The 24,320-nt window shown below is 73.0% G+C and carries 23 protein-coding genes and 1 tRNA gene; 10 read left to right on the top strand and 14 right to left on the bottom strand.

The window, feature by feature from the left end:
* Positions 1–32: 32 nt before the first annotated feature.
* The 3 genes from ACIQIB_RS36405 to mca are packed head-to-tail and all read right to left on the bottom strand — an operon-like array spanning position 33 to position 3,272.
* The gene (locus ACIQIB_RS36405; protein WP_400763315.1) at positions 33–2,084 is read right to left on the bottom strand and encodes a thioredoxin domain-containing protein; all 2,052 of its coding nucleotides are present in this window, start codon (positions 2,082–2,084) and stop codon (positions 33–35) included.
* Positions 2,085–2,126: 42 nt separating this feature from the next.
* Complete coding sequence (locus ACIQIB_RS36400; protein ID WP_363607410.1) at positions 2,127–2,318, bottom strand: hypothetical protein; 192 nt, start codon at positions 2,316–2,318, stop codon at positions 2,127–2,129.
* Positions 2,319–2,366: 48 nt separating this feature from the next.
* Positions 2,367–3,272: a mycothiol conjugate amidase Mca gene (mca, locus tag ACIQIB_RS36395; protein ID WP_363607409.1), complete on the bottom strand. Its 906-nt coding sequence runs from the start codon at positions 3,270–3,272 to the stop codon at positions 2,367–2,369.
* A gap of 273 nt (positions 3,273–3,545) precedes the next feature.
* Between mca and ACIQIB_RS36390 the strand changes: the two genes are divergently transcribed.
* Positions 3,546–3,959 (top strand): DUF4307 domain-containing protein, encoded by a 414-nt coding sequence (locus ACIQIB_RS36390; protein ID WP_363607408.1) that lies wholly within the window; start codon positions 3,546–3,548, stop codon positions 3,957–3,959.
* A 283-nt stretch (positions 3,960–4,242) separates the two neighbouring features.
* Positions 4,243–4,743, top strand: coding sequence for a transcription elongation factor GreA (gene greA, locus ACIQIB_RS36385; RefSeq protein WP_363607407.1), 501 nt, complete (start codon positions 4,243–4,245; stop codon positions 4,741–4,743).
* Between the two features lie 69 nt (positions 4,744–4,812).
* Here greA and ACIQIB_RS36380 read toward each other — a convergent pair whose 3' ends face one another.
* The 3 genes from ACIQIB_RS36380 to ilvA all read right to left on the bottom strand — a co-directional run bounded on the left by ACIQIB_RS36380 (position 4,813) and on the right by ilvA (position 8,175).
* Positions 4,813–5,670 carry an ABC transporter permease gene (locus tag ACIQIB_RS36380; protein WP_363607406.1) on the bottom strand — a complete coding sequence of 286 codons (858 nt, stop codon included), beginning with the start codon at positions 5,668–5,670 and terminating at the stop codon, positions 4,813–4,815.
* A 1-nt stretch (position 5,671) separates the two neighbouring features.
* Positions 5,672–6,751: an ATP-binding cassette domain-containing protein gene (locus ACIQIB_RS36375; RefSeq protein WP_400763313.1), complete on the bottom strand. Its 1,080-nt coding sequence runs from the start codon at positions 6,749–6,751 to the stop codon at positions 5,672–5,674.
* A gap of 212 nt (positions 6,752–6,963) precedes the next feature.
* Positions 6,964–8,175: a threonine ammonia-lyase gene (ilvA, locus tag ACIQIB_RS36370; RefSeq protein ID WP_363607404.1), complete on the bottom strand. Its 1,212-nt coding sequence runs from the start codon at positions 8,173–8,175 to the stop codon at positions 6,964–6,966.
* 122 nt (positions 8,176–8,297) lie between these two features.
* Between ilvA and ACIQIB_RS36365 the strand changes: the two genes are divergently transcribed.
* Entirely contained in the window at positions 8,298–8,783 is a 486-nt protein-coding gene (locus ACIQIB_RS36365; protein WP_363607403.1) for a MarR family transcriptional regulator, read from the top strand.
* Here the strand turns inward: ACIQIB_RS36365 and ACIQIB_RS36360 are convergent.
* Complete coding sequence (locus tag ACIQIB_RS36360; protein ID WP_400659187.1) at positions 8,780–9,934, bottom strand: cystathionine gamma-synthase; 1,155 nt, start codon at positions 9,932–9,934, stop codon at positions 8,780–8,782. The genes ACIQIB_RS36365 and ACIQIB_RS36360 overlap by 4 nt on opposite strands.
* Before the next feature lie 177 nt (positions 9,935–10,111).
* Between ACIQIB_RS36360 and ACIQIB_RS36355 the strand changes: the two genes are divergently transcribed.
* From ACIQIB_RS36355 to msrA, 3 genes are all read left to right on the top strand, one after another.
* Entirely contained in the window at positions 10,112–11,728 is a 1,617-nt protein-coding gene (locus tag ACIQIB_RS36355; RefSeq protein ID WP_400659189.1) for a M48 family metalloprotease, read from the top strand.
* A gap of 40 nt (positions 11,729–11,768) precedes the next feature.
* Positions 11,769–12,902, top strand: coding sequence for a hypothetical protein (locus ACIQIB_RS36350; protein WP_400763311.1), 1,134 nt, complete (start codon positions 11,769–11,771; stop codon positions 12,900–12,902).
* A gap of 96 nt (positions 12,903–12,998) precedes the next feature.
* Entirely contained in the window at positions 12,999–13,664 is a 666-nt protein-coding gene (gene msrA, locus ACIQIB_RS36345) for a peptide-methionine (S)-S-oxide reductase MsrA (protein ID WP_363607399.1), read from the top strand.
* Positions 13,665–13,794: 130 nt separating this feature from the next.
* Here the strand turns inward: msrA and ACIQIB_RS36340 are convergent, their stop codons facing one another.
* The 4 genes from ACIQIB_RS36340 to ACIQIB_RS36325 all read right to left on the bottom strand — a co-directional run bounded on the left by ACIQIB_RS36340 (position 13,795) and on the right by ACIQIB_RS36325 (position 18,140).
* Positions 13,795–14,286: a DUF1203 domain-containing protein gene (locus ACIQIB_RS36340; RefSeq protein WP_400763309.1), complete on the bottom strand. Its 492-nt coding sequence runs from the start codon at positions 14,284–14,286 to the stop codon at positions 13,795–13,797.
* Positions 14,287–14,363: 77 nt separating this feature from the next.
* Positions 14,364–15,728, bottom strand: a complete 1,365-nt coding sequence (locus tag ACIQIB_RS36335) for an Ig-like domain-containing protein (protein WP_400763307.1) — start codon at positions 15,726–15,728, stop codon at positions 14,364–14,366.
* A 175-nt stretch (positions 15,729–15,903) separates the two neighbouring features.
* Complete coding sequence (locus ACIQIB_RS36330) at positions 15,904–16,260, bottom strand: hypothetical protein (RefSeq protein WP_400763305.1); 357 nt, start codon at positions 16,258–16,260, stop codon at positions 15,904–15,906.
* A gap of 479 nt (positions 16,261–16,739) precedes the next feature.
* The gene (locus ACIQIB_RS36325; protein WP_363607395.1) at positions 16,740–18,140 is read right to left on the bottom strand and encodes a cystathionine beta-synthase; all 1,401 of its coding nucleotides are present in this window, start codon (positions 18,138–18,140) and stop codon (positions 16,740–16,742) included.
* A 213-nt stretch (positions 18,141–18,353) separates the two neighbouring features.
* Between ACIQIB_RS36325 and ACIQIB_RS36320 the strand changes: the two genes are divergently transcribed.
* From ACIQIB_RS36320 to ACIQIB_RS36310, 3 genes are all read left to right on the top strand, one after another.
* Positions 18,354–19,436, top strand: coding sequence for an SGNH/GDSL hydrolase family protein (locus ACIQIB_RS36320; RefSeq protein ID WP_400659199.1), 1,083 nt, complete (start codon positions 18,354–18,356; stop codon positions 19,434–19,436).
* 111 nt (positions 19,437–19,547) lie between these two features.
* Entirely contained in the window at positions 19,548–20,768 is a 1,221-nt protein-coding gene (locus ACIQIB_RS36315; protein ID WP_400763303.1) for an acetyl-CoA C-acetyltransferase, read from the top strand.
* Between the two features lie 291 nt (positions 20,769–21,059).
* Positions 21,060–22,013, top strand: a complete 954-nt coding sequence (locus tag ACIQIB_RS36310; protein WP_400763301.1) for a hypothetical protein — start codon at positions 21,060–21,062, stop codon at positions 22,011–22,013.
* Between the two features lie 100 nt (positions 22,014–22,113).
* Here ACIQIB_RS36310 and ACIQIB_RS36305 read toward each other — a convergent pair whose 3' ends face one another.
* The 3 genes from ACIQIB_RS36305 to ACIQIB_RS36295 all read right to left on the bottom strand — a co-directional run bounded on the left by ACIQIB_RS36305 (position 22,114) and on the right by ACIQIB_RS36295 (position 23,693).
* A complete protein-coding gene (locus tag ACIQIB_RS36305; protein ID WP_363607391.1) occupies positions 22,114–22,491 on the bottom strand; it encodes a hypothetical protein in 378 nt (125 codons plus the stop codon).
* 78 nt (positions 22,492–22,569) lie between these two features.
* Positions 22,570–23,469, bottom strand: coding sequence for a Bax inhibitor-1/YccA family protein (locus ACIQIB_RS36300; RefSeq protein WP_363607390.1), 900 nt, complete (start codon positions 23,467–23,469; stop codon positions 22,570–22,572).
* 139 nt (positions 23,470–23,608) lie between these two features.
* Positions 23,609–23,693 (bottom strand) — tRNA-Leu (locus ACIQIB_RS36295).
* Between the two features lie 396 nt (positions 23,694–24,089).
* Between ACIQIB_RS36295 and ACIQIB_RS36290 the strand changes: the two genes are divergently transcribed.
* Positions 24,090–24,320, top strand: a 231-nt coding sequence (locus ACIQIB_RS36290) for an ATP-binding cassette domain-containing protein (protein ID WP_400763299.1), incomplete at its 3' end; no start/stop codon positions are given.

Raw genomic sequence — 24,320 nt, 5'->3', positions numbered from 1 at the left:
AACCGTTTTACCGACCCGGCGGCCGCACCGCGTCACGCCCCGGGCGTTCCCCCCAGCCGCTCCGCCAGCACCGCCGGGTCGGTGGTCGGCGCCTCGCAGCTGAAGTGCCGGCAGACGTACGCGGCGGGCGCGCCGCCCACCAGCGGCCGGTCCGCCAGCAGCGGCACCCCGCCCGACCCGGGCTCGCCGACCGCGACCACCACGCCGGGCGCGGTGCCCCGCAGGGCGGCCCGGTGCAGCGCGGCGGTCGCCGGGTCACCGGCCGGGCCGACCACGGCGACTTCGCGCGGACCGTCCGCCAGCGCCTCGGCGACGGCCAGGCCCCAGCCGACGAAGCGCGGGGCCCGCGAGGCGAGCGCCCCGACGATGCCGAGCGCCCGCTCGGCGGCGGTGCGGTGGCGCGCCGAACCGGTGTACGCGGCATAGCCGAGCAGCGCGCCCGCGGCGGCCGTCCAGCCGGACGGGGTGGCGTTGTCGGTCGGGTCCTGCGGGCGCCGGATCAGCTCCTCCGCGTCGTCGGCGGTGTCGTACAGCGCACCGGACGCCTCGTCGGCGAAGTGCTTCAGCACGGTGTCCAGCAGCCCGCCGGCCAGATCCAGCCACTCGGCCCCGCCGGTGACGGCGTACAGCGCGAGGAAGCCCTCGGCGGTGTCCGCGTAGTCCTCCAGCACCCCCGCGTTGGCACCGGGCCGGCCGTCCCTGGAGGTGCGCAGCAGCCGGCCGTCGGGCGTGAGGTGGACGGCGAGCAGCAGGTCGGCGGCGCGCTCGGCGGCCTCGACCAGGTCGGGCCGGTCCAGCAGGGCGCCGGTCTCGGCGAGCGCCGCGATGGCCAGCCCGTTCCAGGCGGCGACCACCTTGTCGTCCCGCGCGGGCGCCGGCCGCCCGGCCCGCGCCTCGAACAGCCGCGCCCGGACGCGCTCGTACGCCTCGGCGTCCTGCGGGTCGGACAGCAGCTGGAGCACCGAGGCCCCGTGCTCGAACGTCCCCGCCTCCGTCACCTCGAACAGCCCGGCCGCGAGGGCGCCGTCCGCCTCCCCCAGCACCTCGGCCAACTGGCCCGGCGTCCAGGCGTAGTACGCCCCCTCCGTCGACTCGCCGCTCACCGGGTCGAGGCTGTCCGCGTCCAGCGCCGACGCGAACGCCCCCTCGGGGGTGCGCAGTTCACGCAGCAGGAAGTCGGCCGTGGAGAGCGCGGTCCGGCGCGCCAGGCCGTCGCCGGTGGCCCGCCACAGGTGCAGGTAGGCGCGCAGCAGCAGCGCGTTGTCATAGAGCATCTTCTCGAAGTGCGGCACCACCCACCCGGCGTCCACCGAGTACCGGGCGAAGCCGCCGCCGAGCTGGTCGTGGATCCCGCCGCGGGCCATCGCCTCGCCGGTGCGGACGGCCATCTCCAGCGCCGCCTCCGAGCCGGTCCTGGCGTGGTGGCGCAGCAGGAACTCGACCACCATGGCCGGCGGGAACTTGGGCGCGCCCCCGAAGCCGCCGCGCCGGGCGTCGAACTCCCGGCTGAGCACGACCAGCGCCTGGTGCAGATCGGCCGCCCCGGGCGGGTGGAGGGCGCCGCCGCCCACCGTGTACACCGAGGCCCGCTCGGTCAGATCGGCCCGGATCCGGGCGGCGACCTCACCGACCTCCTCCCGGCGGTCGCGCCAGGCCGCGTCCACCCCCTCCAGCACCTGCCGGAACGACGGCATCCCGTGCCGGGGCTCGGGCGGGAAGTACGTCCCGAAGTAGAACGGGTCCTTGTCGGGCGTCAGGAAGACCGTCATCGGCCACCCGCCGTGCCCGGTGGCCGCCTGCACCGCCTCCATGTAGACGGCGTCGACGTCCGGCCGCTCCTCACGGTCGACCTTCACCGCGACGAACCGCTCATTGGCGTAGGCGGCGAGCGCCTCGTCCTCGAACGACTCGTGCGCCATCACATGACACCAGTGGCACGCCGCGTACCCGACCGAGAGCAGCACCGGCACCCCGCGCCGCCGTGCCTCCTCGAACGCCTCCACTCCCCACGGCCACCAGTCGACCGGGTTCTCGGCGTGCTGCAGCAGATACGGCGAGGTCGCATCGGCGAGGTGGTTCGGCATGCCCCCATCCTCGCGCATCGGCGCCGGTACGGGGGCGGTGTCTCACTCCTTCGGCGGCTCCGGCTCCTCGACGAAGTTGACGCGCTTGAACTGCCGGTTCATCGATTTGGCCAGGAACCAGGTGGCCACGCCGAGGGCGGCGAAGACGACGAAGCCCAGCAGGCCGGGGGTCACCTTGGCGTCGTCGACGGCGAGCGAGGCGGCGAGGTGGGTGAGGTTCACGGGGGTGCTCATCTCTCCATGGTGGCCCGGCTCACGACGAGCCGGGCCACCGGGGGTGGGTCAGTCGCGCGTGTCGGCGGCCTCGACCGCCATGGAGGGGGTGCGCAGGCCGGCGAACAGGTCGTCCTCCGGCAGGTCGGCGTCGATCAGGGTGCGGGCCAGCTCGTAGTCCTCGGTCGGCCAGACCTCCCGCTGGACGTCCAGCGGGACACGGAACCAGGGCCCGTCCGGGTCGATCTGGGTGGCGTGGGCGATCAGCGCGCGGTCCCGGGTGCCGAACCAGTCGCCGCAGTGGACCCGGGTGGTGATCTCGCGCTCCTTGCGGCCGCTCTTCTCCCAGCCCTCGATCCACTCGCCGTACGGCGACTCGTGGCCGTGCTCGGTGAGGTAGGCGTGCAGCGCGCGGATCCGGCCCATCGGGAAGCCGTGGTTGTAGTAGAGCTTCAGCGGCTGCCAGGGCTCGCCGGCCTCCGGGTAGGCGTCCGGGTCGCCGGCGGCGTCGAAGGCCAGCATGGTGATCTTGTGGGTCATGATGTGGTCGGGGTGCGGGTAGCCCCCGTTCTCGTCGTAGGTCGTGATGACCTGCGGCTTGAACTCGCGGATCAGCCGGACCAGCGGCTCGGCCGCCTCCTTCACGTCCTGCAGGGCGAAGCAGCCCTCGGGCAGCGGGGGCAGCGGATCCCCCTCGGGCAGGCCGGAGTCGACGAAGCCGAGCCAGGCCTGGGTGACCCCGAGGATCGCGCGGGCCTCGTCCATCTCCTTGCGCCGGACCTCGTGGATGTTCTCCTCGATCTCCGGGCGCCCCTGCAGCTTGGGGTTGAGGACCGACCCGCGCTCACCCCCGGTGCAGGTGGCCACGAGCACGTCCACCCCCTGGTCGACGTACATGGCCATGGTGGCCGCACCCTTGCTGGACTCGTCGTCCGGGTGAGCGTGCACCGCCATCAGTCGCAACTGCTCAGTCAACGCCAGCGTTCCTTCCACAATGTCTGGGCCTTCCGCGAAGTCCGGTCTGCCCATCGTCCGAGCCGCTCAGTTCGGGACCGCGTCACCGCGGGACCGGCCGGGCATGGCGCCGACACGGCCGAGCCCCGCCCCCGCCGGACCGGCCGCGGGCGTGCCCCTCCTATAGTGACGGACTGGAGGACCCTTCCATTCCCCCGCACCACCCCTGGCCCCTGGGGGTACCCTCCGGCCGCCGGGCCGGGGGACGCCCTCCCCAGGAGAGGACTGACCCCGATGAGCGCAGGCACCACCACCCCGCAGCTGCCCGAGGGGCGCTACGGCCGGCGCGGCGACCGCGAGGCGGACCGCCGTCTGAAGGTGGTGGGCGCGGCCTGCGGCGTGCTGCTGCTGGGCCTGGTGGCCTGGCTCGGCGGCTCCTACCTGATCCGCGAGACGAAGATCAACGGCACCGTCCCGTCCTTCGAGGCGGTCTCGGACTCCGAGATGCGGCTGCACCTGGCGGTGCGCAAGGGCGACGGCACGGCGGGCAGCTGTACCGTCCGCTCGCAGGGCGAGGACGGCGCCGTCGTCGGGGTGGCCGACTTCGCCGTACCGGCGGACGGCTCCAGCTACGACGCCGTGGTGAGCCTGCGGACCACCGCCCGCGGCACCACCGCCGAGCTGCTGGGATGCACCCCCGCCAAGTGACCCCCGGCGGTTGCGGCACGCCCGGGCGCATATTCGATCGCGGGAGCGGGAATCCGTAGAGGAGCCCCGCACCATTGCTGTACACCTTGGCGCAATGCTGTCGTCAATGGCGCGCCAACGACCCTCCCGCTTGTCGGCGGGAGTTGTTAGGCTCGTGATTTCGCCCCTTCCGCACCGGATGGTACGGGAGCGGGCGTTGCTTTGTAGTTAAGACCGAAATCACCACCACCCCGGCTGACGACTCACACCCTCAGCACAGCCCCAGCACCTACGAGGAGCACCTGTGACCCAGACCAGCGAACACGTGACCTGGCTCACTCAGTCCGGCTACGACCAGCTCAAGGCCGAGCTGGACCACCTGACCGGCCCCTGGCGCATCGAGATCGCCCAGAAGATCGAGGCGGCGCGCGAAGAGGGTGACCTCAAGGAGAACGCCGGTTACCACGCGGCCAAGGAGGAGCAGGGCAAGTACGAGCTGCGCATCCGACAGCTGACCCAGCTCCTGGAGCGCGCCAAGGTCGGCGAGGCCCCGGCGGACTCGGGTGTGGTGGCTCCGGGCATGGTCGTCACGGTCGCCTTCGACGGCGACGAGGACGACACCATGAAGTTCCTGCTCGGCTCGCGCGAGGTGGCCGGCGACGACGACCTGGACATCTACTCGCCGCAGTCGCCGCTGGGCCGCGCGATCGACGGCAAGACGATCGGTGACGACGCGACGTACGAGCTGCCGAACGGCAAGCAGGCCTCGGTCCGGATCATCGAGGTCAAGCCGTACGCCGGCTGATCACCCGCACCTGACGAGGGCGGCCGCGGAGAGTCTCCGCGGCCGCCCTCGCGGCTGCTCCGGCGGGGTTCAGGCGCTGGCCGAACGGTACTTGCGCACCGACAGCCAGGAGAACACCGCGGTGATCACCAGCGACCAGAGCACCGACACCAGCGTCGCGTGCTGCATCGGCCAGGCGCTGTCCACCGGGCCGACCTGGTTGCCGAACAGGTCGCGGCAGGCCTGCACGGTGGCGCTGAACGGGTTCCAGTAGGCGATCCCCTGCAGCCAGCCCGGCATGCTGCCGATCGGCACGAAGGCGTTGGAGATGAAGGTCAGCGGGAACAGCCAGATCAGCCCGGCCGAGGTGGCCGCCTCGGGGCTGCGCACCGAGAGGCCGATCAGCGCGCCGATCCAGGAGAAGGCGTAGCCGAGCAGGAGCAGCAGCCCGAACGCGCCCAGCGCCTTCAGTACGCCCTCGTCGGTCCGCCAGCCGACCAGCAGCGCCACCATCGCCAGGACGACCAGCGTGAACGCGGTCTGGCAGAGGTCCGCCAGGGTACGGCCGACCAGCACCGCCGAACGGGCCATCGGCAGCGAGCGGAACCGGTCCACCAGGCCCTTGGTCATGTCCTCGGCGATACCGGCGGAGGCGCCGGCCGTCGCGAAGGTCACGGTCTGGGCGAAGATGCCCGCCATCAGGAACTGGATGTACGTGGACGAGCTGGCCTGCGTCCCGGGGATCTGGATCGCCCCGCCCATGACGTACGAGAACAGCAGCACGAACATCACGGGCTGCATCAGCCCGAACACCACGATTTCGGGTATCCGGGTCATCCGGCGCAGGTTCCGCCGGGCGACCACCCAGGAGTCGTGCAGGATCGCGGCCGCGCCCCGGCGCTGCCGGGGTACCGCTCCGCCGATGGCGTGCTCGGTGGCGGTCGTCATCTCACAGCTCCTTACCGGCCGCGACGGCCTGCTTGTCCGGGCCGGGGCCGGGGCCGTCCCCGCCGCCCGCCGTGCCCCTGCCGCGGCCGCCCCGGCCCCGGCTCCTTTCCCCGCCCTCGACGCCGTTCTCCTCGCCCTCGGCCGCGGCGGCGTGGCCGGTGAGCGAGAGGAAGACGTCGTCCAGGGTCGGACGGCGCAGGCCGATGTCGTCGATCTCGATCGACCGGGCGTCCAGCTCGCGGATCGCGTCCGCGAGCACCCGGGCGCCGCCGCTGACCGGGACGGTGATCTTCCGGGTGTTCTTCTCCAGCACCGGCTCGCCCTTGGCGTACCCGGCCAGCGCGGCGACCGCGTCGCCGACCAGTTCGGCGCGGTGCACCACGACCTCGATCCGCTCGCCGCCGATCTGCGCCTTGAGCTGGTCGGCGCTGCCCCGGGCGATCACCCGGCCGTGGTCGACCACGGCGATGTCGTGGGCGAGGCGGTCCGCCTCCTCCAGATACTGGGTGGTGAGCAGCAGCGTGGTGCCCTGCTCGACCAGGGTCTCGATGACCTCCCAGAGGGCGAGCCGGTTGCGCGGGTCGAGGCCGGTGGTCGGCTCGTCCAGGAACATCACCGGCGGCCGCACGACCAGGGCGGCGGCGAGGTCGAGCCGGCGGCGCATACCGCCGGAGTAGGTTTTGGCGGTGCGGTTCCTGGCCTCGGTGAGGTTGAACCACTCCAGCAGCTCCAGCGCCCGCGCCTTCGCGTCGCGGGCGCTCATCTGGTAGAGCTCGCCGACCATCTGGAGGTTCTCGAAGCCGGTGAGGTACTCGTCCACCGCCGCGTACTGGCCGGAGAGGCCGATCAGGCTGCGGACCTGGTTGGGGTGCTTGAGCACGTCGACGCCGGCCACCACCGCGCGGCCGGAGTCGGGGCGGAGCAGGGTGGTGAGGACGCGCACGGTGGTGGTCTTGCCGGCGCCGTTCGGGCCGAGCAGCCCGAGCACCGTGCCCTCGGGGACGTCGAGGCTGACGCCGTCCAGGGCTCGTACGTCACCGAAGGTCTTGACCAGATTCTCGGCTTGGATGGCTGGCGCCATGGGCCTGTCTCATCTCCTCGAACGACATTCGGACGATGGTGAGTGATCTGCCCCACTCTGCCCGTGTTCGGGCATGGGGGCGACTCGGTTTCGGCGCCCTCGGTCCGCCGGGCCCCAAAACACGATGTATCGCGAGTCTGGCAGCTCGCGATATATCGCGTCAAGGGAGACGGCTCCGCCCTGAGTTCCCTCCGGATCCCGCCCGGCCGGCCCTACTGCGAGACCACGTACCCGGCGTCCCGCAGCTCGCCGATCACCAGGGCGCAGTGCTCCGGCCCCTTGGTCTCCAGGTGCAGGTCCACCTCGACCTCGGTCAGCCCCAGCCGCGGGTCGATCCGCACATGTGCCACGTCCAGCACGTTCGCGTCCACCTCGGTCAGCACCGCCAGCAGGTTCGCCAGCGAGCCCGGCCGGTCCGCCAGCCGCACCCGGAGCGACAGATAGCGGCCGGCCGCCGCCAGGCCGTGCCGCAGCACCCGCTGCATCAGCTGCGGGTCGATGTTGCCGCCGGAGAGCACCGCCACCACCGGCCCCTCGAACGAGTCCGGCTGCTCCAGCAGCGCCGCGACCGGGCTGGCCCCGGCCGGCTCGACCACCAGCTTCAGCCGCTCCAGGCTCAGCAGCAGGGCCCGCGAGAGCGAGTCCTCGGAGACCGTCCGGACGCCGTCCGCCAGGGTGTTGACCACCTCGAACGGGATGTCCCCGGGCCGGCCGACCATGATCCCGTCCGCCATGGTGGCGATGTGCTCCAGCGACACCGGCCGCCCCGCCGCCAGCGAGGGCGGGTACGCGGCCGCGCCCGCCGCCTGCACCCCGATCACCCGCACGTCCGGGCGGAGCGGCTTGACCGCCGCCGCGATCCCGGCCAGCAGCCCGCCGCCGCCCACCCCGACCAGGATGGTGCGCACCTCGGGGCACTGTTCCAGGATCTCCAGCCCGACGGTGGCCTGGCCGGTGACCACGTCCCAGTGGTCGAAGGGGTGGATGAACACCGCGCCGGTCGCTTCCGCGTAGCGCTGCGCGGCCTGCAGCGCCTCGTCCACCGTGGCGCCGTGCAGCCGGACCTCGGCGCCGTACTCGCGGGTCGCCGCGACCTTGGGCAGCGGCGCGGCCACCGGCATGAAGACGGTCGACCGGACCCCGAGCAGCGAGGCCGCCAGCGCCACCCCCTGCGCGTGGTTCCCGGCGCTCGCCGCGACCACCCCTCCGGCCCGCTGCACCGGCGAGAGTCCCGCGATCCGCACATACGCCCCGCGCAGCTTGAACGAGCCGGTGCGCTGGAGGTTCTCGCACTTCAGGTGGACCGGCGAGCCGATCAGCGCCGAGAGGTGCCGGCTGCCCTCCATCGGCGTCACCCGGGCGACCCCGACGAGCATCTTCTGGGCACCGCGGACGTCGTCGAGGGTGATCGGCCAGCTCTGCATAACGCCAGCCTACGGCCGCCGCGGCGGCCGGCCGGGGACGCCGGGCCTGTTCCCGGGCCCGCCCGGCCCGCGTACGCTGCTGCCTCTGAGCCTCTCTCACCGCACGACGATCGTGAGCCGCGATGACGACGACCTCGCCCCAGGCCACCGACCGCACCGACCCCGTGCACGCCCAACTCCAGTACCATCTGGCGGTGTTCGCCCGCCGGATGGAACAGGTCCGGACCTCCGACGGCGTCGGCGCGCTGGACCGCGCCGCCTATCTCCTGCTCGACCGCCTGGAGCGGCACGGGCCCGCCAACGTGAAGGCGCTGGCCGACGCCCTGGGCGTCGACTCCTCCACGGTCACCCGGCAGGTCGCCCCGCTGGTGGCGGCCGGCCTGGTCGGCCGGGTCCAGGACCCGGCCGACCGCCGTGCCGTACGGCTCGCACTGACCCCGCTCGGCGCCCGCCGGCTGGCCGAAGTGCAGGACGGACGGGCCGAGTTGACCCGCCGCCTGGTGGCCGGCTGGCCACCCGAGGAACAACGCGCGTTCTGCGCCCTGCTGGCCCGCTTCAACCACGCGATGGAGTCGTACACCGCGGACCGGCCAGGGCGGCAGGACTAACCCAGCGCCTGCCGGAGGTCCGCCAGCAGGTCGTCGATCGACTCGATGCCGACCGAGACGCGGACCAGGTCGGCGGGCACCTCCAGGGCCGAACCGGCCACCGAGGCGTGCGTCATCCGGCCCGGGTGCTCGATCAGCGACTCGACGCCGCCCAGCGACTCACCGAGGGTGAACAGCTCCGCGCGGTTGCAGACCTCGACCGCCGCCTCCTCGCCGCCCTTGACGCGGAAGGAGACCATGCCGCCGAACGCCTTCATCTGCTTGGCGGCGATGTCGTGGCCGGGGTGCTCGGGCAGGCCCGGGTAGAGCACCTGGCTGACCTCGGGGTGGCCGGCCAGCAGCTCGGCGACCTTCTCCGCGTTGGAGCTGTGCCGGTCCATCCGCACGCCGAGGGTCTTGATGCCGCGCAGCACCAGCCACGCGTCGAACGGCCCGGCGACCGCGCCCATCGCGTTCTGGTGGTACGCGACCTCCTCGCCGAGGCCCGCGTCGGCCAGCACCAGCGCACCGCCGACCACGTCCGAGTGGCCGCCCATGTACTTGGTGGTGGAGTGCACGACCGCGTCCGCGCCGAGCGAGATCGGCTGCTGCAGGTACGGGCTGGCGAAGGTGTTGTCGACCACCAGCAGCGCGCCGGCGCCGTGCGCGATCTCGGCGAGCGCGGCCAGGTCGGTGATGCCCAGCAGCGGGTTGGACGGGGTCTCCACCCAGACCGCGCGGGTGTTGGGGCGCAGCGCCTCGCGGACGGTCGCCAGGTCCTGGGTGTTGGCGACGGAGAACTCGACGCCCCAGCGGGTCAGCACCTTGGCGAAGAGCCGGAAGGTGCCGCCGTAGGCGTCGTTGGGGATCACGATGTGGTCGCCCGGCTTGAGGACGGTGCGCAGCAGGGTGTCCTCGGCGGCCAGGCCGGAGGCGAAGGCGAGCCCGCGCGCGCCGCCCTCCAGCGCCGCGAGGCACTCCTCCAGCGCGGTACGGGTGGGGTTGGCGCTGCGGCTGTACTCGTAACCGCCCCGCAGGCCGCCCACCCCGTCCTGCTTGTAGGTGGACACCTGGTAGATCGGCGTGACGACGGCCCCGGTCTGGGGGTCTGCTTCCTGACCCGCGTGGATGGCGAGAGTCTCGAAGCCCTGGGGAAGCTGGTGCTCGGTCATAGCACTGAGGGTAGTGCGCAAATGCGTCGAAGCCCGGTCAGAGCGAAAGCCCGGTGCAGCTCGTCACACCCGGCCGCTACGATCTGCACGCACCGTACACATGTTCACCAGCGCCGCACCCTGCGGCACCCTTCGGGGGAGGACCACCGCATGGGCGCGCCCCAGCATCCCACCGGCATGAGCACGTCCACCAGAGCCCTGACCGCCGTGGTGATGCTCGCCGGCTTCTACCTGCTCGCCCTCGGCATCGTCGTGGGCCTGATCGTTCTCGACATCGGCCTGTACCAGGCCGCCGGCCACGTGAACCCGGGCGTGCTCAAGATCTGGGCGCTCACCGCCCTCGTCGCCTACCCCGTGGTCCGGGCGGTCTTCCTGACCCGTAGTCGCGAGGACGGCGGAGAGCTGCCCGGGGTGCCCGCCGACCGCGAACAGCAGCCCGCGATCTGGGCCGTGGTGGACCGCGTCGCCGAGCGGACCGGCGTCCGCGGCCCGGCCGAGATCCGGCTCGTCCCTGACGTCAACGCGGGTGTGCTGGAGGAGACCAGGCTGCTCGGCCTGCTGCCCGGCAAGCGCCATCTGGTGATCGGCACCCCGCTGTTGATGGGCCTCACCGAGGGCGAGCTGGAGGCCGTCCTGGCCCACGAGTTCGGCCACTACAGCAACCAGGACGTCCGGCTGGCCGGTATCACCGTGGCCGGCCGTACCGCGATCCTGCGCGCCGTCGGAGACCTGCACCAGAGCGCCGACGCGCACAAGGCCGAGGAGGCCGCCAAGCTCCAGGCCAAGGCCGAGAAGCGGATCGCCAAGGGCCGCAAGCCGTCCGAGGAGAAGGCCACCGGCGGCGTCGACCGGGTGCTGGCCAAGCTCTTCACCCTGTACGCGAAGCTGTACTTCCGGGTCTCCGAGTCGGTCAGCCGCCGTCAGGAGTACGCCGCCGACCTGGTGGCCGCCCGGCTGGCCGGCCGCGAGGCCACCGCCTCCGCGCTGCGCAAGGTCCCGGTGCTGGACGCCGCCCAGGGCTTCTACCTCAACGGCTACGCCACCCTCGGCTGGGGCGCCGGTCTGCTCCCGCCGCCCGGCCAGTTCTACGGCGGCCTCGCCCACCTGCTGAGCGACCCGAAGCGTCGCCAGGAGCTGGCCGATCTCGCCCTCGGCCTGCCCGAGCACGAGCCCGACCCGTACGACTCGCACCCGCCGATCGACCGCCGGGTCGCCGCCGTCGAGGCACTGCCCGACGACGGCCGCGGCGCCGGTGCGACCGGGCCCGCCTTCGCCCTGCTGCACGACGCCGAGCGCGTCCTCGTCGAGCTGGAGGTCGTCAGCCTGGTCCCGGAGGCCGCCGGCAAGCAGCGGGTGGAATGGCCGGAGCTGGTACGGACGGCCATGCTGGCGCACGCCCGTGAGGCGGCCGGTCCGGCCTGCCGGGCGCTGACCGGGCTGGGCCTGCCGCCCACGGTCCACGGCCTGCTCGACGCCGTCGACGGCGGCCGGGCGTGGGAGTTCACCGACCTGCTGCCGAAGAGCGAGCAGGCGGCCGCCGCCACCGGCCGGGCCGCCCGCGAGTTCGCCCGCCCCGTGCTGCGCGAGGAGCTCGGCCACGCCTTCGTGGTGGCCCTCGTCGAAAGCGGCCTGGCCTCCTGGGAGTTCTCCTGGTCGCGCTCGGCCGAGCTGCGCCTGCCCGAGGGCATGGCCGACGCCCTCGACCGGGCCCTCGACTCCGCCTGCGCCGACCGGCCGGACACCGCGCCGCTGCGTGCCCTGCTCGCCGGCGCGGCCGAGCCCGCCTCGGCCTGACCGTTCCGCCGTCCTTTCCCCGCTATCCGGAAGAACATCTGTGATCGGCATCATCGTCCTGGCCTTCGTCGGACTGGCCCTGCTGTTCCCCGTGGTCATGACCCGGCTCGCCAAGCGCAAGCTGGCCCAGCTGGAGCGGGCCAGGGCCGCCATCGCCCGCCACGAGGGGCGGCTCGCCGAGGAGGAGCGCGCCGGCAACACCATCACCCCGGCCGAGCACGGCCTGCTGCTGGGCAGCGAGCTGGTCGTGGAGGGCGAGCCGGGCCCCGAGGAGCTGGCCGCGCTCCGGGCCGCCGAGTCGGGCGACTGGCGGCCGGCCGCCGCGTACCTGGCCGGCGGCGCGAACGCCGACGCCCGGGTGCGGCGGATGCGCCCGCTGTCGCAGCTGGCCGCCGAGGACGACACCTGGCTGCGGGCCTGGCGCGAGGAACGGCCCGAGGACCCGACCGCCGCACTGCTGCACGCCGACGCGCTGGTCCTGCTGGCCTGGAACATCCGCACCGGCTCGGCCGCCCGGCAGGTGTCCGCCGAGCAGTTCGCGGGATTCCACCGGGTGCTGCGGGAGGCCGAGGAGGCTTCCGCCGAGGCGGCCGCGCTGGCCCCCGACGACCCGAACCCCTGGGCGACCCAGCTCTCCATCGCGATGGGCCTCGGCTGGGACCACGACCGGTTCGGGGCACTGTGGTCCGAGATCGTCAAGCGCGACCCGTACCACTGGGCGGCCCACAACCGGGCCCTGCAGTACTGGTGCGCCAAGTGGCGGGGCAGCCACGAGCTGATGCACGGGTTCATCGACGGGGCCGTCGCCGCGGCGCCGGCCGGCAGCCTGCTGGCACCGATGAGGCTGGAGGCGTACTACGAGCAGTTCGCCCGGGACGACGAGAAGCGCACCGCCTGGCAGCGGCCCGAGGTGGGCGCCGCGCTCGACGCCGCGCTCGCCGACCTGGCCGCCGCCGATCCCGGCCACCACCGGATCCTGTACGCCCGGGGCTGGCTCGCCTTCGCGCTGACCCGCGCCGGCCGGGCCACCGAGGCGATGGAGCAGTACCGCGCGCTGGGCCGGTTCATCCCCCAGCCGTGGGCCGCCTGGTACGACGACCCCAGGCAGCACTTCGTCGACACCCGGATCGACGCCGTCAAGGCCTCGACGAAGGCCGCCGGGGCCTCCGCCTGACCCCCTGCCCCACCCGCTCGCGGCCGCCTCCGGAATCCGGTGGCGGCCGTCGGCGTTGGACTGTCTGCCATCCTTGCCGACCAGTTGGAGCAGGCCGTGCTGTTCAACCGTCACAAGACCTCGCTCGTCCCTCCCGACCAGGCGCTGCCCGGCCGGCCGGAGCCGTCCTTCGCCCTGCGCGAGCCGCACACCGTGCTCGGGCACCCGCTCACCGGGCCGTACCCGGACGGGCTGGAGGTGGCCGACTTCGGGCTCGGCTGCTTCTGGGGCGCCGAGCGGACGTTCTGGCGCCTGCCCGGCGTCTGGACGACGCTGGTCGGCTACCAGGGCGGGTACACCCCCAACCCGACGTACGAGGAGGTGTGCAGCGGGCTGACCGGGCACACCGAGGCGGTCCGGGTGGTCTACGACCCGGCGGTGATCTCGTACGAGCGGCTGCTGAAGACCTTCTGGGAGTCGCACGACCCGACGCAGGGCAACCGCCAGGGCAACGACGTGGGCACCCAGTACCGGTCCGCCGTCTACACCCACTCCCCGGCCCAGCAGGAAGCCGCGACCGCCACCCGGGACGCCTTCCAGCCGGCGCTGACCGCGATCGGCCTCGGCCCCGTCACCACCGAGATCGCTCCGGCCGGCCCGTTCTACCCGGCCGAGCCGTACCACCAGCAGTACCTGTCCGACGCCAAGAACCCGAACGGCTACTGCGGCCTCGGCGGCACCGGCGCGAGCTGCCCGATCGGCGTCGCCCGCACCGGGGGCTGACCGGGCGGCCCGGGTGACGTCATGGTCTGCCCGGCCGGGCACGACGCCCGGGTGGTCGGCGACGAGCCCTGCGTCTTCATCGACCGGCAGGGCGTCGCCGACTACGCCGAGCGCTGATCCACCGGCCGGTTCAGGCCCTCCGGACCTCGTGCAGGAAGCAGCCGAAGTGCAGTGCCCGGACGTGCACCACGGCCACCTCCGGGTCGGCCAGCAGCTCGGTGGCGGCGGCCTCGGCGGTGTCCGGGGTGACCGGCACACCGCGCAGGATGTGCCCACGCCGGTCGTAGGCGCGCAGCACCCGCTCGCCGCCGTGGAAGGCGGCCGGCCAGGCTTCCCCGGCCCCGGGGCACGGTCCGGCGTGCACGAAGACCGGACCGGTCTCGTCGTACGGGCCCGGGTCGGCACCGGTCTCGGCGGCCCAGCGGCGCAGCGGCGCGTAGCCGGTCAGCAGGATCGCCTCGCCGGGCCTGGCCCGGGTCAGGCAGCAGCGCAGCGGGGCGCCGCCGTCCTCGTTCCCGGCCGGCACCGGCGGGCGGCCCGCGTCGTCGCGCTCCCGCAGCGCCGCGAGGACGGCCGGGTCGATCGGGCGGACGGCCAGGGCGGGTGTGGTGGTTGTGGTCATGCCTCCACCCTGGCGCCCCGGCCGCCCGGAGTCCGGCGGGTTTCGGCCGTGGCGTTCGCCGTCCGCCCGGAGCGCGGTCAGATCGCGCTGCCGGCCTTCCAGGCGGCCCAGCCCAGGTTCCAGCCGTTGAGGCCGTTGGACGGCTCGACGGTCTTGTCGCCGGAGTTCACGACCTCGACCACGTCACCGATCATCGAGCTCTTGTAGAACTTGTAGCCGTCCTTGGCGGCGTCCTGGCCGCCCTGGGCGTCCCGCAGGCCGACGCAGCCGTGGCTGGTGTTCTGGCCGCCGAAGATCGTCGACGGGGACCAGTAGTTGCCGTGGATGAAGGTGCCCGAGGTGGTCAGCCGCTGGGCGTGCGGCACGTCGGCGATGTCGTACTCGCTGCCGAGGCCGACGGTCTGCGAGTTCATCCGGGTCTGCTGGAACTGCTCGGAGATGACCATCTTGCCGCCCCAGGTGCGGAACTCGGGCGCGCCGCCGGAGATCGCGTAGACGGCGCTGACCTGGCCGTCGGTGGTGACGGTGAGCTTCTTGGTGGCGAGGTCGGCGACGCTGGTCTGCGCCCGGCCGATGGTGAAGCGGACGTCCTTGGACTGGGTGCCGTAGACGCCCTTGGCGCCCTGGACGTCCTTGAGCCGGAGCTTGACGGTGACCTTGGTGCCCTTGGCCCAGTAGTCCTGCGGCCGGAAGTCGAGGCGGGTGCTGGAGAACCAGTGCCCGACGATCTCGACGCCCGGCTCGGCTATGACGGTGATCGCCTGCTGGACGGTCTTGCGGTCGGTGACCGGCTTGCTGAAGTTGATCGACACCGGCATGCCGACGCCGACGACGGAGCCGTCCTCGGGGGTGAAGTAGCCGACGAAGGTGTTGGCCGGGGTCGCCGTGGTGAAGGCGGCGTTGGCGTTCGCCTCGCGCTTGTCCTTGTCGGTGGCGGTGGCGGCGACGGTGTACTTGGTGCCGCTGGCCGGGGCCGCGGCGGAGGTCCAGCTGGTGCCGTCGGAGGAGAGCTGGCCGGCCAGCGCCTTGCCGGTGGAGTCGGTGACCGTGACCGAGCCGAGGGTGCCGTCGGCGACGGTGACCTTGACCGGCTCGCTGAAGCTGGCCCCGGTGGCGCCGTCGGCGGGGGTGACGGTGATGACGGCCGCCGAGGTCTTCGGCGGGGTGCTGGCGCTCGCGCTGGTGGCCGGGCTTTCGGTGGTGCCGGTGCCGCCGGTGCCGCCGGTACCGCCGGTACCGCCGGTGCCGCCGGTGCCGCCGGTGCCGTCCGCGGCCGGGGTGCTCCCGCCTGCGGCGTTCCCGCCGGTGGTGGCGTTCCCGGTGCTCTTGCTGTCGTTGCAGGCCGCCAGCAGCAGGACCGGCGCTCCGATCAGGCCCGCCAGCACGCCGCGCCGACTCCAGTTTCCGCCGCCTGCCCGGCCCTGCGCATCCCGTGCCGTCACGTCGTCTTCTCCCTGCTGATCATCCCGGGCATTACGGATACAGAAACGCAATCCGCCCCTTCACGGTTCCACCACCGACGGGTAGCGATCGTATGAGACGACTCAATTTCCCGCCAAATATGGGCAAAACGCCCGGTCTGCGGTGAGCAGACCGGGCGGTCACACGTCGTGACGACTACTCGGCGGACTCGGCGGACTCGCCGGACTCGTCCACCGTGTACTCGTCCCAGCCGTCCCCCTCGGGGTCGAACTCGGTCTGCGCGGACTCCCAGGTCGCCGAGGCGAGCTCCACGCCCGGGACGTCGCCGAGGAGGGCGACCGGGTCGATGAAGTGGGCGAGCGAACCCGACGGGTCCACGTCGATGGCCTCGACGGACTGGGCGCGCTCCTCGTCGTCGAGGTACTCGTCGTCCGCCACCTGCTTCAGGGCGGCGTTCTTGAGCGCCTGCTCGTCGGTGATCTCGGCGATGAGCTCGATGCTGAGCCGGACGTAGCGCGGTGCGTCCTGGCCGGTCGTTTCAGTGCTGGTCATGCGTGCGAGGGTACGGGAAGGGCCGGCCCCTCCGGAGAGGGACCGGCCCTGCCGCCTCCGTCTGGGCTCCCCCACCCGGGAGCCGCGGAGACGCGCCGGACGGCGCGGTGGATGCCGCGGGAGCCGCCGCACCCTGTCCACCGGCCGAAGCCGGACAGGGGCGGGACGACGGCGTCTCCCACGGTGGCCCCTCCTTGCCCGATGCCGGGCGAGGAGTGGGCCCCTCCTGCCCGATGCCGGGCAAGGAGGGCCAAGGACACAGCCGGCCGGGTCAGGGCCGACCGACGTGTCCGGAGCCGACCGCGGTCGCCGGGGAGCCGCTCCCGGACGGTTGCCGTCGCCTCGTGCGGCGTCTTGCCGTTGACACCACCATGCCCGACCCTTGTTAACCACGTGCTGCGGGCAGGTGACGCCGGTGTACCACGTGGGCCGTGGACGAATCTTCAGCCGACCGGCCCAGTCCCCGGGGTGACCGCGCGTCAGTGCGCGGCGCGGCCGGTGAGGAAGCCCAGCAGGTCCTGGCGGGTGACGATGCCCTGCGGCTTGCCCTCCACCAGCACCACCGCCGCGTCGGCCTTCTCCAGCACCGTCATCAGGTTGGTGACGGTCTCGCCCGAGCCGACCACCGGCAGCGGCTTGGACATCACCTTGTCCAGGGTGTCGGTCAGCGTGATCTCGTTCGCGAAGACGCCCTCCAGCAGCAGCTTCTCCACCACTGAGCCGATCACCTCGCCGGCCATGATGTCGGGGTGCCCGGCGCCCGGGGAGACCACCGGCATCTGCGAGACGCCGTACTCGCGCAGCACCCGCACCGCCTCGGCGACCGTCTCGTTGGGGTGCATGTGGACGAACTGCGGGATGCCCTCGTGCTCGATGGCGTTCTTGCGGGCCAGCACCTCGCTGATGTGCGCCTCGTCGGTGGACGACGGCAGGAAGCCGTAGTCGGCCATCCAGTCGTCGTTGAAGATCTTGGACAGGTAGCCGCGGCCGCCGTCCGGCAGCAGCACCACGACGACGTCGTCCGGGCCGAGCTCCTTGGCCACCTCCAGCGCGGCGACCACGGCCATCCCGCAGGAGCCGCCGACCAGCAGGCCCTCCTCCTTGGCCAGGCGGCGGGTCATCTGGAAGGAGTCCTTGTCGGAGACGGCGACGATCCCGTCCGCGACGCTGCGGTCGTAGGCGGTCGGCCAGAAGTCCTCACCGACGCCCTCGACCAGGTACGGCCGGCCGGTGCCGCCCGAGTAGACCGAGCCCTCCGGGTCGGCGCCGATCACCTTGACCTTGCCGCCGGAGACCTCCTTCAGGTAGTTGCCGGTGCCGGAGATGGTGCCGCCGGTGCCGACGCCCGCCACGAAGTGGGTGATCCGCCCCTCGGTCTGCTCCCACAGCTCCGGACCGGTGGAGTGGTAGTGCGAGGCCGGGTTGTCCGGGTTGGAGTACTGGTCCGGCTTCCAGGCGTTGGGCGTCTCACGGACCAGCCGGTCGGAGACGTTGTAGTAGGAGTCCGGATGCTCGGGCGCGACGGCGGTCGGACAGACCACCACCTCGGCACCGTACGCGCGCAGCGTGTTGATCTTGTCGGTGGACACCTTGTCCGGGCAGACGAAGATGCACTTGTAGCCCTTCTGCTGGGCCACGATCGCCAGCCCGACGCCCGTGTTGCCGGAGGTCGGCTCCACGATCGTGCCACCCGGCTTCAGCGCGCCCGAGGCCTCGGCGGCCTCGATCATGCGCATCGCGATGCGGTCCTTCACCGAGCCGCCGGGGTTGAAGTACTCGACCTTCGCCAGCACTGTCGCGCTGATGCCCTCGGTGACCTTGTTCAGCTTGACCAGTGGCGTGTTGCCGACCAGGTCGATGATCGAGTTGTGGTACCGCACGGGGGTCCTCCCGGTCTGTGGGCATGCGAGTGCATTCGGTACCCAAAGCGTAGGGCCCCGGAATCACCACGTCCGCCCGCAGCGCGTGGCCGCCGGCCGGCCCCGGATGGACGCCGCCGGCCGATAGCGCGCGGCCGGCGGCGGGTAGAAGAGGTGTACAGGCGCTGGAGTGGCCCCGTCGGGGGCGGCACGAGGACGCGAAGGGGGCACCGGATGCCAGGGGCACAGGAGTCGCGGGCCCGGGTGGCCCGGCGGATCGCCACCGCGGCGGCGTACGGCGGAGGCGGGCTCGGCCTGCTGGGCGTGGGGCTGGTGGGGGTGCTGCTGACCGAGAGCAAGCTGGCCGTCCAGGCCATCGGCGTCCTGGACACGAACCCGCCCAAGGCCGACGGCGTGTACGGCGAGGCCTTCGCGGACGCCGCCGCCGGGCCGCGGCCACCGCTGGTGCTCGCCTTCCTCGGTGACTCCACCGCCGCCGGGCTCGGTGTGCTGCGCGCCCGCGAGACCCCGGGGGCGCTGCTCGCGGCGGGCCTCGCCTCGGTGGCGGAGCGGCCGGTCCGGCTGGTCAACGTGGCCCGCCCGGGCGGGCGCTCGGCCGATCTCTCCGGCCAGCTGGAGCAGGCCCTGCCGCACCGCCCCGACATCGCGGTGATCATGGTCGGCGCCAATGACGTCACCCGGCACAGCCCGGCCCAGGCCTCGGTGCGCCAGCTCGGCGAGGCGGTCGCGGCACTGCGGGCCAACGGGTGCGAGGTGGTCGTCGGCACCTGCCCCGACCTCGGCACGATCAAGCCGGTCCGCCCTCCGCTGCGCTGGGTGGCCCGCCGGCTGAGCCGGCAGCTGGCCGCCGCGCAGACCATCGCGGTGGTGGGGGCGGGCGGCCGGACGGTCTCGCTGGGCTCGCTGCTCGGGCCGGAGTTCGCGGCCCGGCCGGAGATGTTCGCCGCCGACCGCTACCACCCGTCGGCCCAGGGCTACGCGACGGCCTCGATGGCCGTGCTGCCCTCGGTCTGCGCCGCGCTCGGCCTCTGGCCCGAGGAGGAGCGGCCGGCCGGGACGCTCCCGGGCGCGACGGTGCTGCCGGTGGCGGTGGCCGCGGCGGCCGCGGCGGGCCGGGCCGGTTCCGAGGTGGCGGCCGTCGGCGCCGAGGGCGCGGCCCGGCGCTGGGCGCTGCTGCGGCAGCGGCTACGGGTCGGCCTGCCCGGCCCGTGGGCCGCCGAGGAGCCGCGGGGCGGGCCCGGGCCGGACACCGGGAACACGTCGGCCAGCTCACACGCCGGGGCTGGTGACGCCTGAACTACCAGACGGTAACTTTCCTCCCGGACGTCCACCCGGACCGTCCCGGCCACCCGCCGGGCCGCCGCCCGGGCGGCCGCAGCCCGAAGGTCACTCAGCGAGGAGCCCGCCATGCCCGAAGCCGTCATCGTCAGCGCCGCCCGTTCGCCGATCGGCCGGGCTTTCAAGGGCTCGCTCAAGGACGTCCGCCCGGACGACCTGACCGCGCACGTCATCGGCGCCGCACTGGCCAAGGTCCCCCAGCTCGACCCGCGCGAGATCGACGACCTGATGCTCGGCTGCGGCCTGCCCGGCGGCGAGCAGGGCCACAACCTGGCCCGGATCGTGGCCGTGCAGATGGGCATGGACTACCTGCCCGGCACGACCGTCACCCGCTACTGCTCGTCCTCGCTGCAGACCACCAGGATGGCGCTGCACGCGATCAGGGCCGGCGAGGGCGACATCTTCGTCTCGGCCGGCGTGGAGACCGTCTCGCGCAGCGTCCACGGCACCTCGGACGGCATGCCGGGCACCATGAACCCGCTCTTCGACGAGGCCCGGGCCCGCACCGCCAGGCGCGCCGAGGAGGGCGGCGGCGAGTGGCACGACCCGCGCGCGGACGGCCTGCTGCCGGACGCCTACATCGCGATGGGCCAGACCGCCGAGAACCTGGCCGCGCTCAAGGGCATCACCCGGGCCGAGCAGGACGAGTTCGGCGTCCGCTCGCAGAACCTCGCCGAGGCCGCCGTCAAGGCCGGCTTCTGGGAGCGCGAGATCACCCCGGTCACGCTGCCGGACGGCACCGTGGTCAGCGCGGACGACGGCCCCCGCGCGGGCGTCACGCTGGAGGGCGTCTCGGGCCTGAAGCCGGTCTTCCGGCCGGACGGCACCGTGACCGCCGGTAACTGCTGCCCGCTGAACGACGGCGCCGCCGCGCTGGTCGTCATGTCCGACACCAAGGCCCGCGAACTGGGCATCACCCCGCTCGCCCGGGTGGTCTCCACCGGCGTCAGCGCCCTCTCCCCGGAGATCATGGGCTACGGCCCGGTCGAGGCGTCCCGACAGGCGCTCAGGCGCGCCGGGCTGACCATCGGTGACATCGACCTGGTCGAGATCAACGAGGCCTTCGCGGCCCAGGTCATCCCGTCCTACCGGGATCTGGGCATCGACCTGAACCGACTGAACGTCAACGGCGGCGCGATCGCGGTGGGCCACCCCTTCGGCATGACCGGCGCCCGGATCACCACGACGCTGATCAACTCCCTGCAGTGGCACGACAAGCAGTTCGGCCTGGAGACCATGTGCGTGGGCGGCGGCCAGGGCATGGCGATGGTCGTCGAGCGGCTCGGCTGACCCTCCGCCGTCAACCCCCAAGGGTCCAGACCACCCATTTGGAGTGACGCAGAGTAATTGAGGGCCGGATCACATTCAGAGGTCGATCCGGCCCTCGATTCTGTCGTTTTGGGCCCGGAAATCGACAGTGCGGAGCGGATCAACTCCGCAGCGTAGAACGGTGTTACCTAACAATTTGAGGACAAAGGCGAAGGTCGTGGACAAATTGGACATTCGCCCCTGCGGTAACGGCCCCGCATGCGGCAGTGTGGAGAGGTAACCCCGTTCCGCTCCTCGCTAGGAGTACGTTCCGTGAGCGCCGTCTACACCATCCTGCTGCTGATCCTGATCGCCGTGTCGACCGTCGTGCTGCTCCGTCTCCGAGGGCTCTCCCGCCGGTTGGACGCGCAGGCCACGGCCGTACCCGCGCCGGTCGACGAGGCCGCGATACGCCGGGCCGTCGCCGAGGCGCTCGCCGCCGACCGCGAGCGGGAGATCACCGAGGCCCGGGCGTTCTGGGCCGAGCAGGAGGCCCGCGCGGCCGAGGACGCGCCATTGTTCGACTCCCCCTTCGCCGGCGTGCTCGGCGGCACCGACGAGTGGCCGCTCTTCTTTCCCCGCCCCACCGGCCCGCAGGACGCCGCCGACCACTCGGGCACCATGGACCCGGAGTTCGGCGAGGCGTTGCGCTCCGCGCTGGAGGACCTGATCAACGAGGGCGTCGTCGGACCGGTCGCCGCCGGCCCCGACACCGAGGGCGGTGCTCCGCTGCGCCCGGGCCACCCGGCCGGTGCGCCGTCCGGCGAGGCCGGCGGCGACGCCCGGGCCCGCCGGGAGGCCGACCTGCTGGCCACCGGTCTGGAGGCCGGGCTGCTGGACGCCGAACCCGCCGTCGAGGACGCGCCGGTGACCATGCCCGACCCCCGCCGCCACCCCTCGCACCCCGACTTCGTCCCCAGCCAGGCGCCGTCCCGCGAGTGGACCGACACCCGACTGACCACGCTCGCCGAGGAGGGCGTCGCACTGGTGGACGTCCGCCCCGGCCCGCTCGGCACGCTGGACGTGTACGCCTTCGCCGACGGCACCACGCTCTGCGTCGCCCCCGGCGACCGGGAGGCGGCCTACCGGCTGATCGACGCGGTCCGGGCGGGCGAGGACGTCCGGCTGCTCGGCGGTTCGCGGTTCTCCGGCTCGTACTCGCTGACCTTCTCCACCGACGAGGACGCCGTGTACGTGCTCGCCGACCGGGTGGTCGCGAGCATCTGACCGCACACCAGAAGGCCGGCCGGGTCATGGGGTTACCGACCCGGCCGGCCTTCGGCCTGTCCGGGTCCGCCCGGGTCCGGTACCGCCCGGGCCGTACGCCTCAGGCGCAGAGCGCCGCCGTCGCCGCCACCGCGGCCAGGGTCTCGGCCAGCACCACCGGGACGGGGGCAGGCCCGGCCGCCGGTGCCGGGAGCGGCACCCCGGCACCCTCGGGCAGGGCGGCCAGCGCGGCCGCCAGATCGTGCCCGGCCACCGCCAGCTGGTCCCCGACGGCGAACGCCCCGGCGTCCGGGAACTCCCGCGCCGGCCCGCCCTCCGCCGCCAGCGCCACCGCCGCCAGCCGCCGGGCCAGCGCCAGTCCGGCGGCCGCCCGCGAGTCGTGGCCGGGCACCGCGCCCAGCAGCCGGCTCTGCGGCATCGAGCGGAAACGATCCGCCAGGGAGTCGACGACTTCGGTGAGAGAGGCTGCTTCGGGCATACCGCGAGCCTAACGAAAGCCGCCGGGCCCGGAGCGGGAGGCTCCGGGCCCGGCGGCAGTGCGCGGGTGCGGCGGGGATCAGTCGTCGCCGCGCAGGATCGCGATCAGCCGCAGCATCTCGACGTAGATCCAGACCAGCGAGAGGGTGAGCCCGAAGGCGGCCCGCCAGGACTCCTTCTGCGGAGCGCCCTGGGCGATGGCCTCCTCGATGGCGGCGAAGTCCAGCGAGAGGAAGAAGGCGCCCAGGCCGATGCCGACCAGGCCGACCACGATGCCCAGCGGGCCGGAGCGCAGACCCATCTCCGCGCCGAACATCGACGCGACCATGTTGATCACCATCAGCAGCACGAAGCCCATGGCGATCGCGATGCCGATCCGCGTGTAGCGGGGCGTGACCCGGATCCGGCCGGTCTTGTAGGCGATCAGCATCGCCGCGAAGACCGCCGCGGTGCCCAGCACCGCCTGGATCGCGATGCCCGGCCAGAGGGTGTTGAACACCTTGGTCACGGCACCGAGGGCAAAGCCCTCCAGACCCGCGTAGAGCAGGATCAGCGGCGGGCTGACGCTCCGCTTGAAGGAGACGACCATGCCGACCACGAAGGCCACCAGGCCGGCGCCCACCGCGTAGCCGTAGTTCTCGCCCGGCAGCGCGAACCAGGCCACCGCACCGGCGGCGACCAGGGTGAGCAGCGTCATGGCGGTACGCGCGACCACGTCGTCGAGCGTCATCCGACCCGTCGCCAGCGGACCGGCCGACGGCGCCCGGTACATCTCGACCAGCTGCTCGTCGGTCAGCGGCCCCTGCCCCTGCGACTGCTGGGCGTACGGGTTGTTGCCGTACGGATTGCTCTGGTTGTGGGGGTCTGCGGCGTACGGGCTCCCGGCCGGCGGGGCCTGCGTGGTGGTGCCGAAACCCGCGTAGCCGGGCTCGCGGGTGAAGGACCCCTCCCGCGAGAAGACCGGGTTGCTGCTTCTCATTGCTCATTCCCTCCGTGGCGGCACAGCGCCGCCCGACCACCAGGGTAATGGCTTGGCAAAGAAATCGGGATACGCCGCGAGGATGATCCGCCGGAGGACGCCCGGCGGGGGCGCCGGAAGGCGCCCCCGCGACGTCGAGTGGTGCCCGGAGCCGGACTCGAACCGGCACGGCCTCGCGGCCAAGCAGTTTTAAGCTGCCCGTGTCTGCGTTCCACCATCCGGGCCTGCGGACCTGCCCGAGCCCGGCCGGAGGTGGTGCTCCACCCCCGTGCAGGCCACCCCTGAGCCTAGTCTCCCGCCTCCCTCTTTCGCATGTTCCCAGCCAGGGAAGTTGTCATGTTTCCTTGCCATCTGACGAACAGTTCGTGATTTGGCCACCCAGGGCGTGCGATCCGGCCACCGGTCCCCGGTCAGGGTCCGTGTCATACCGAAGGATGAGGGCCTTACCAGGGAGTACGCCCAGCGGTGGTCAGGCCAACCGTCCGGCGGAGCGACGAGAAACCATGATCACGCAGCGGAGCATGGAGGTACGGCCGGAACCCCCCGGGGCCCGGCCGGCCGGCTGCCTCCCGGCGCCCCGGCACCTCCCCCCGCATCCCGCGACCCCAAGGAGCACCCCCGTGACCACGTCGACCGCAACCGCCGTCCGTACCGGCCGGGCGGCCGCCCGCGCCACCGGTCTGAACAAGGTCTACGGGGAGGGGGAGACCCGCGTCGTCGCCCTCGACAACGTCAGCGTCACCTTCCCGCAGGGCGAGTTCACCGCCATCATGGGCCCCTCCGGCTCCGGCAAGTCCACCCTCATGCACTGCATGGCCGGCCTGGACACCGTCTCCTCCGGCTCCTCCACC

It is taken from the genome of Kitasatospora sp. NPDC092286, from assembly GCF_044755565.1.
In the GTDB taxonomy this organism is placed as follows: Bacteria; Actinomycetota; Actinomycetes; order Streptomycetales; family Streptomycetaceae; genus Kitasatospora.
The sequence above is the reverse complement of the archived record's forward strand: the minus strand, read 5'-3'. Positions and strand labels throughout refer to the sequence as shown.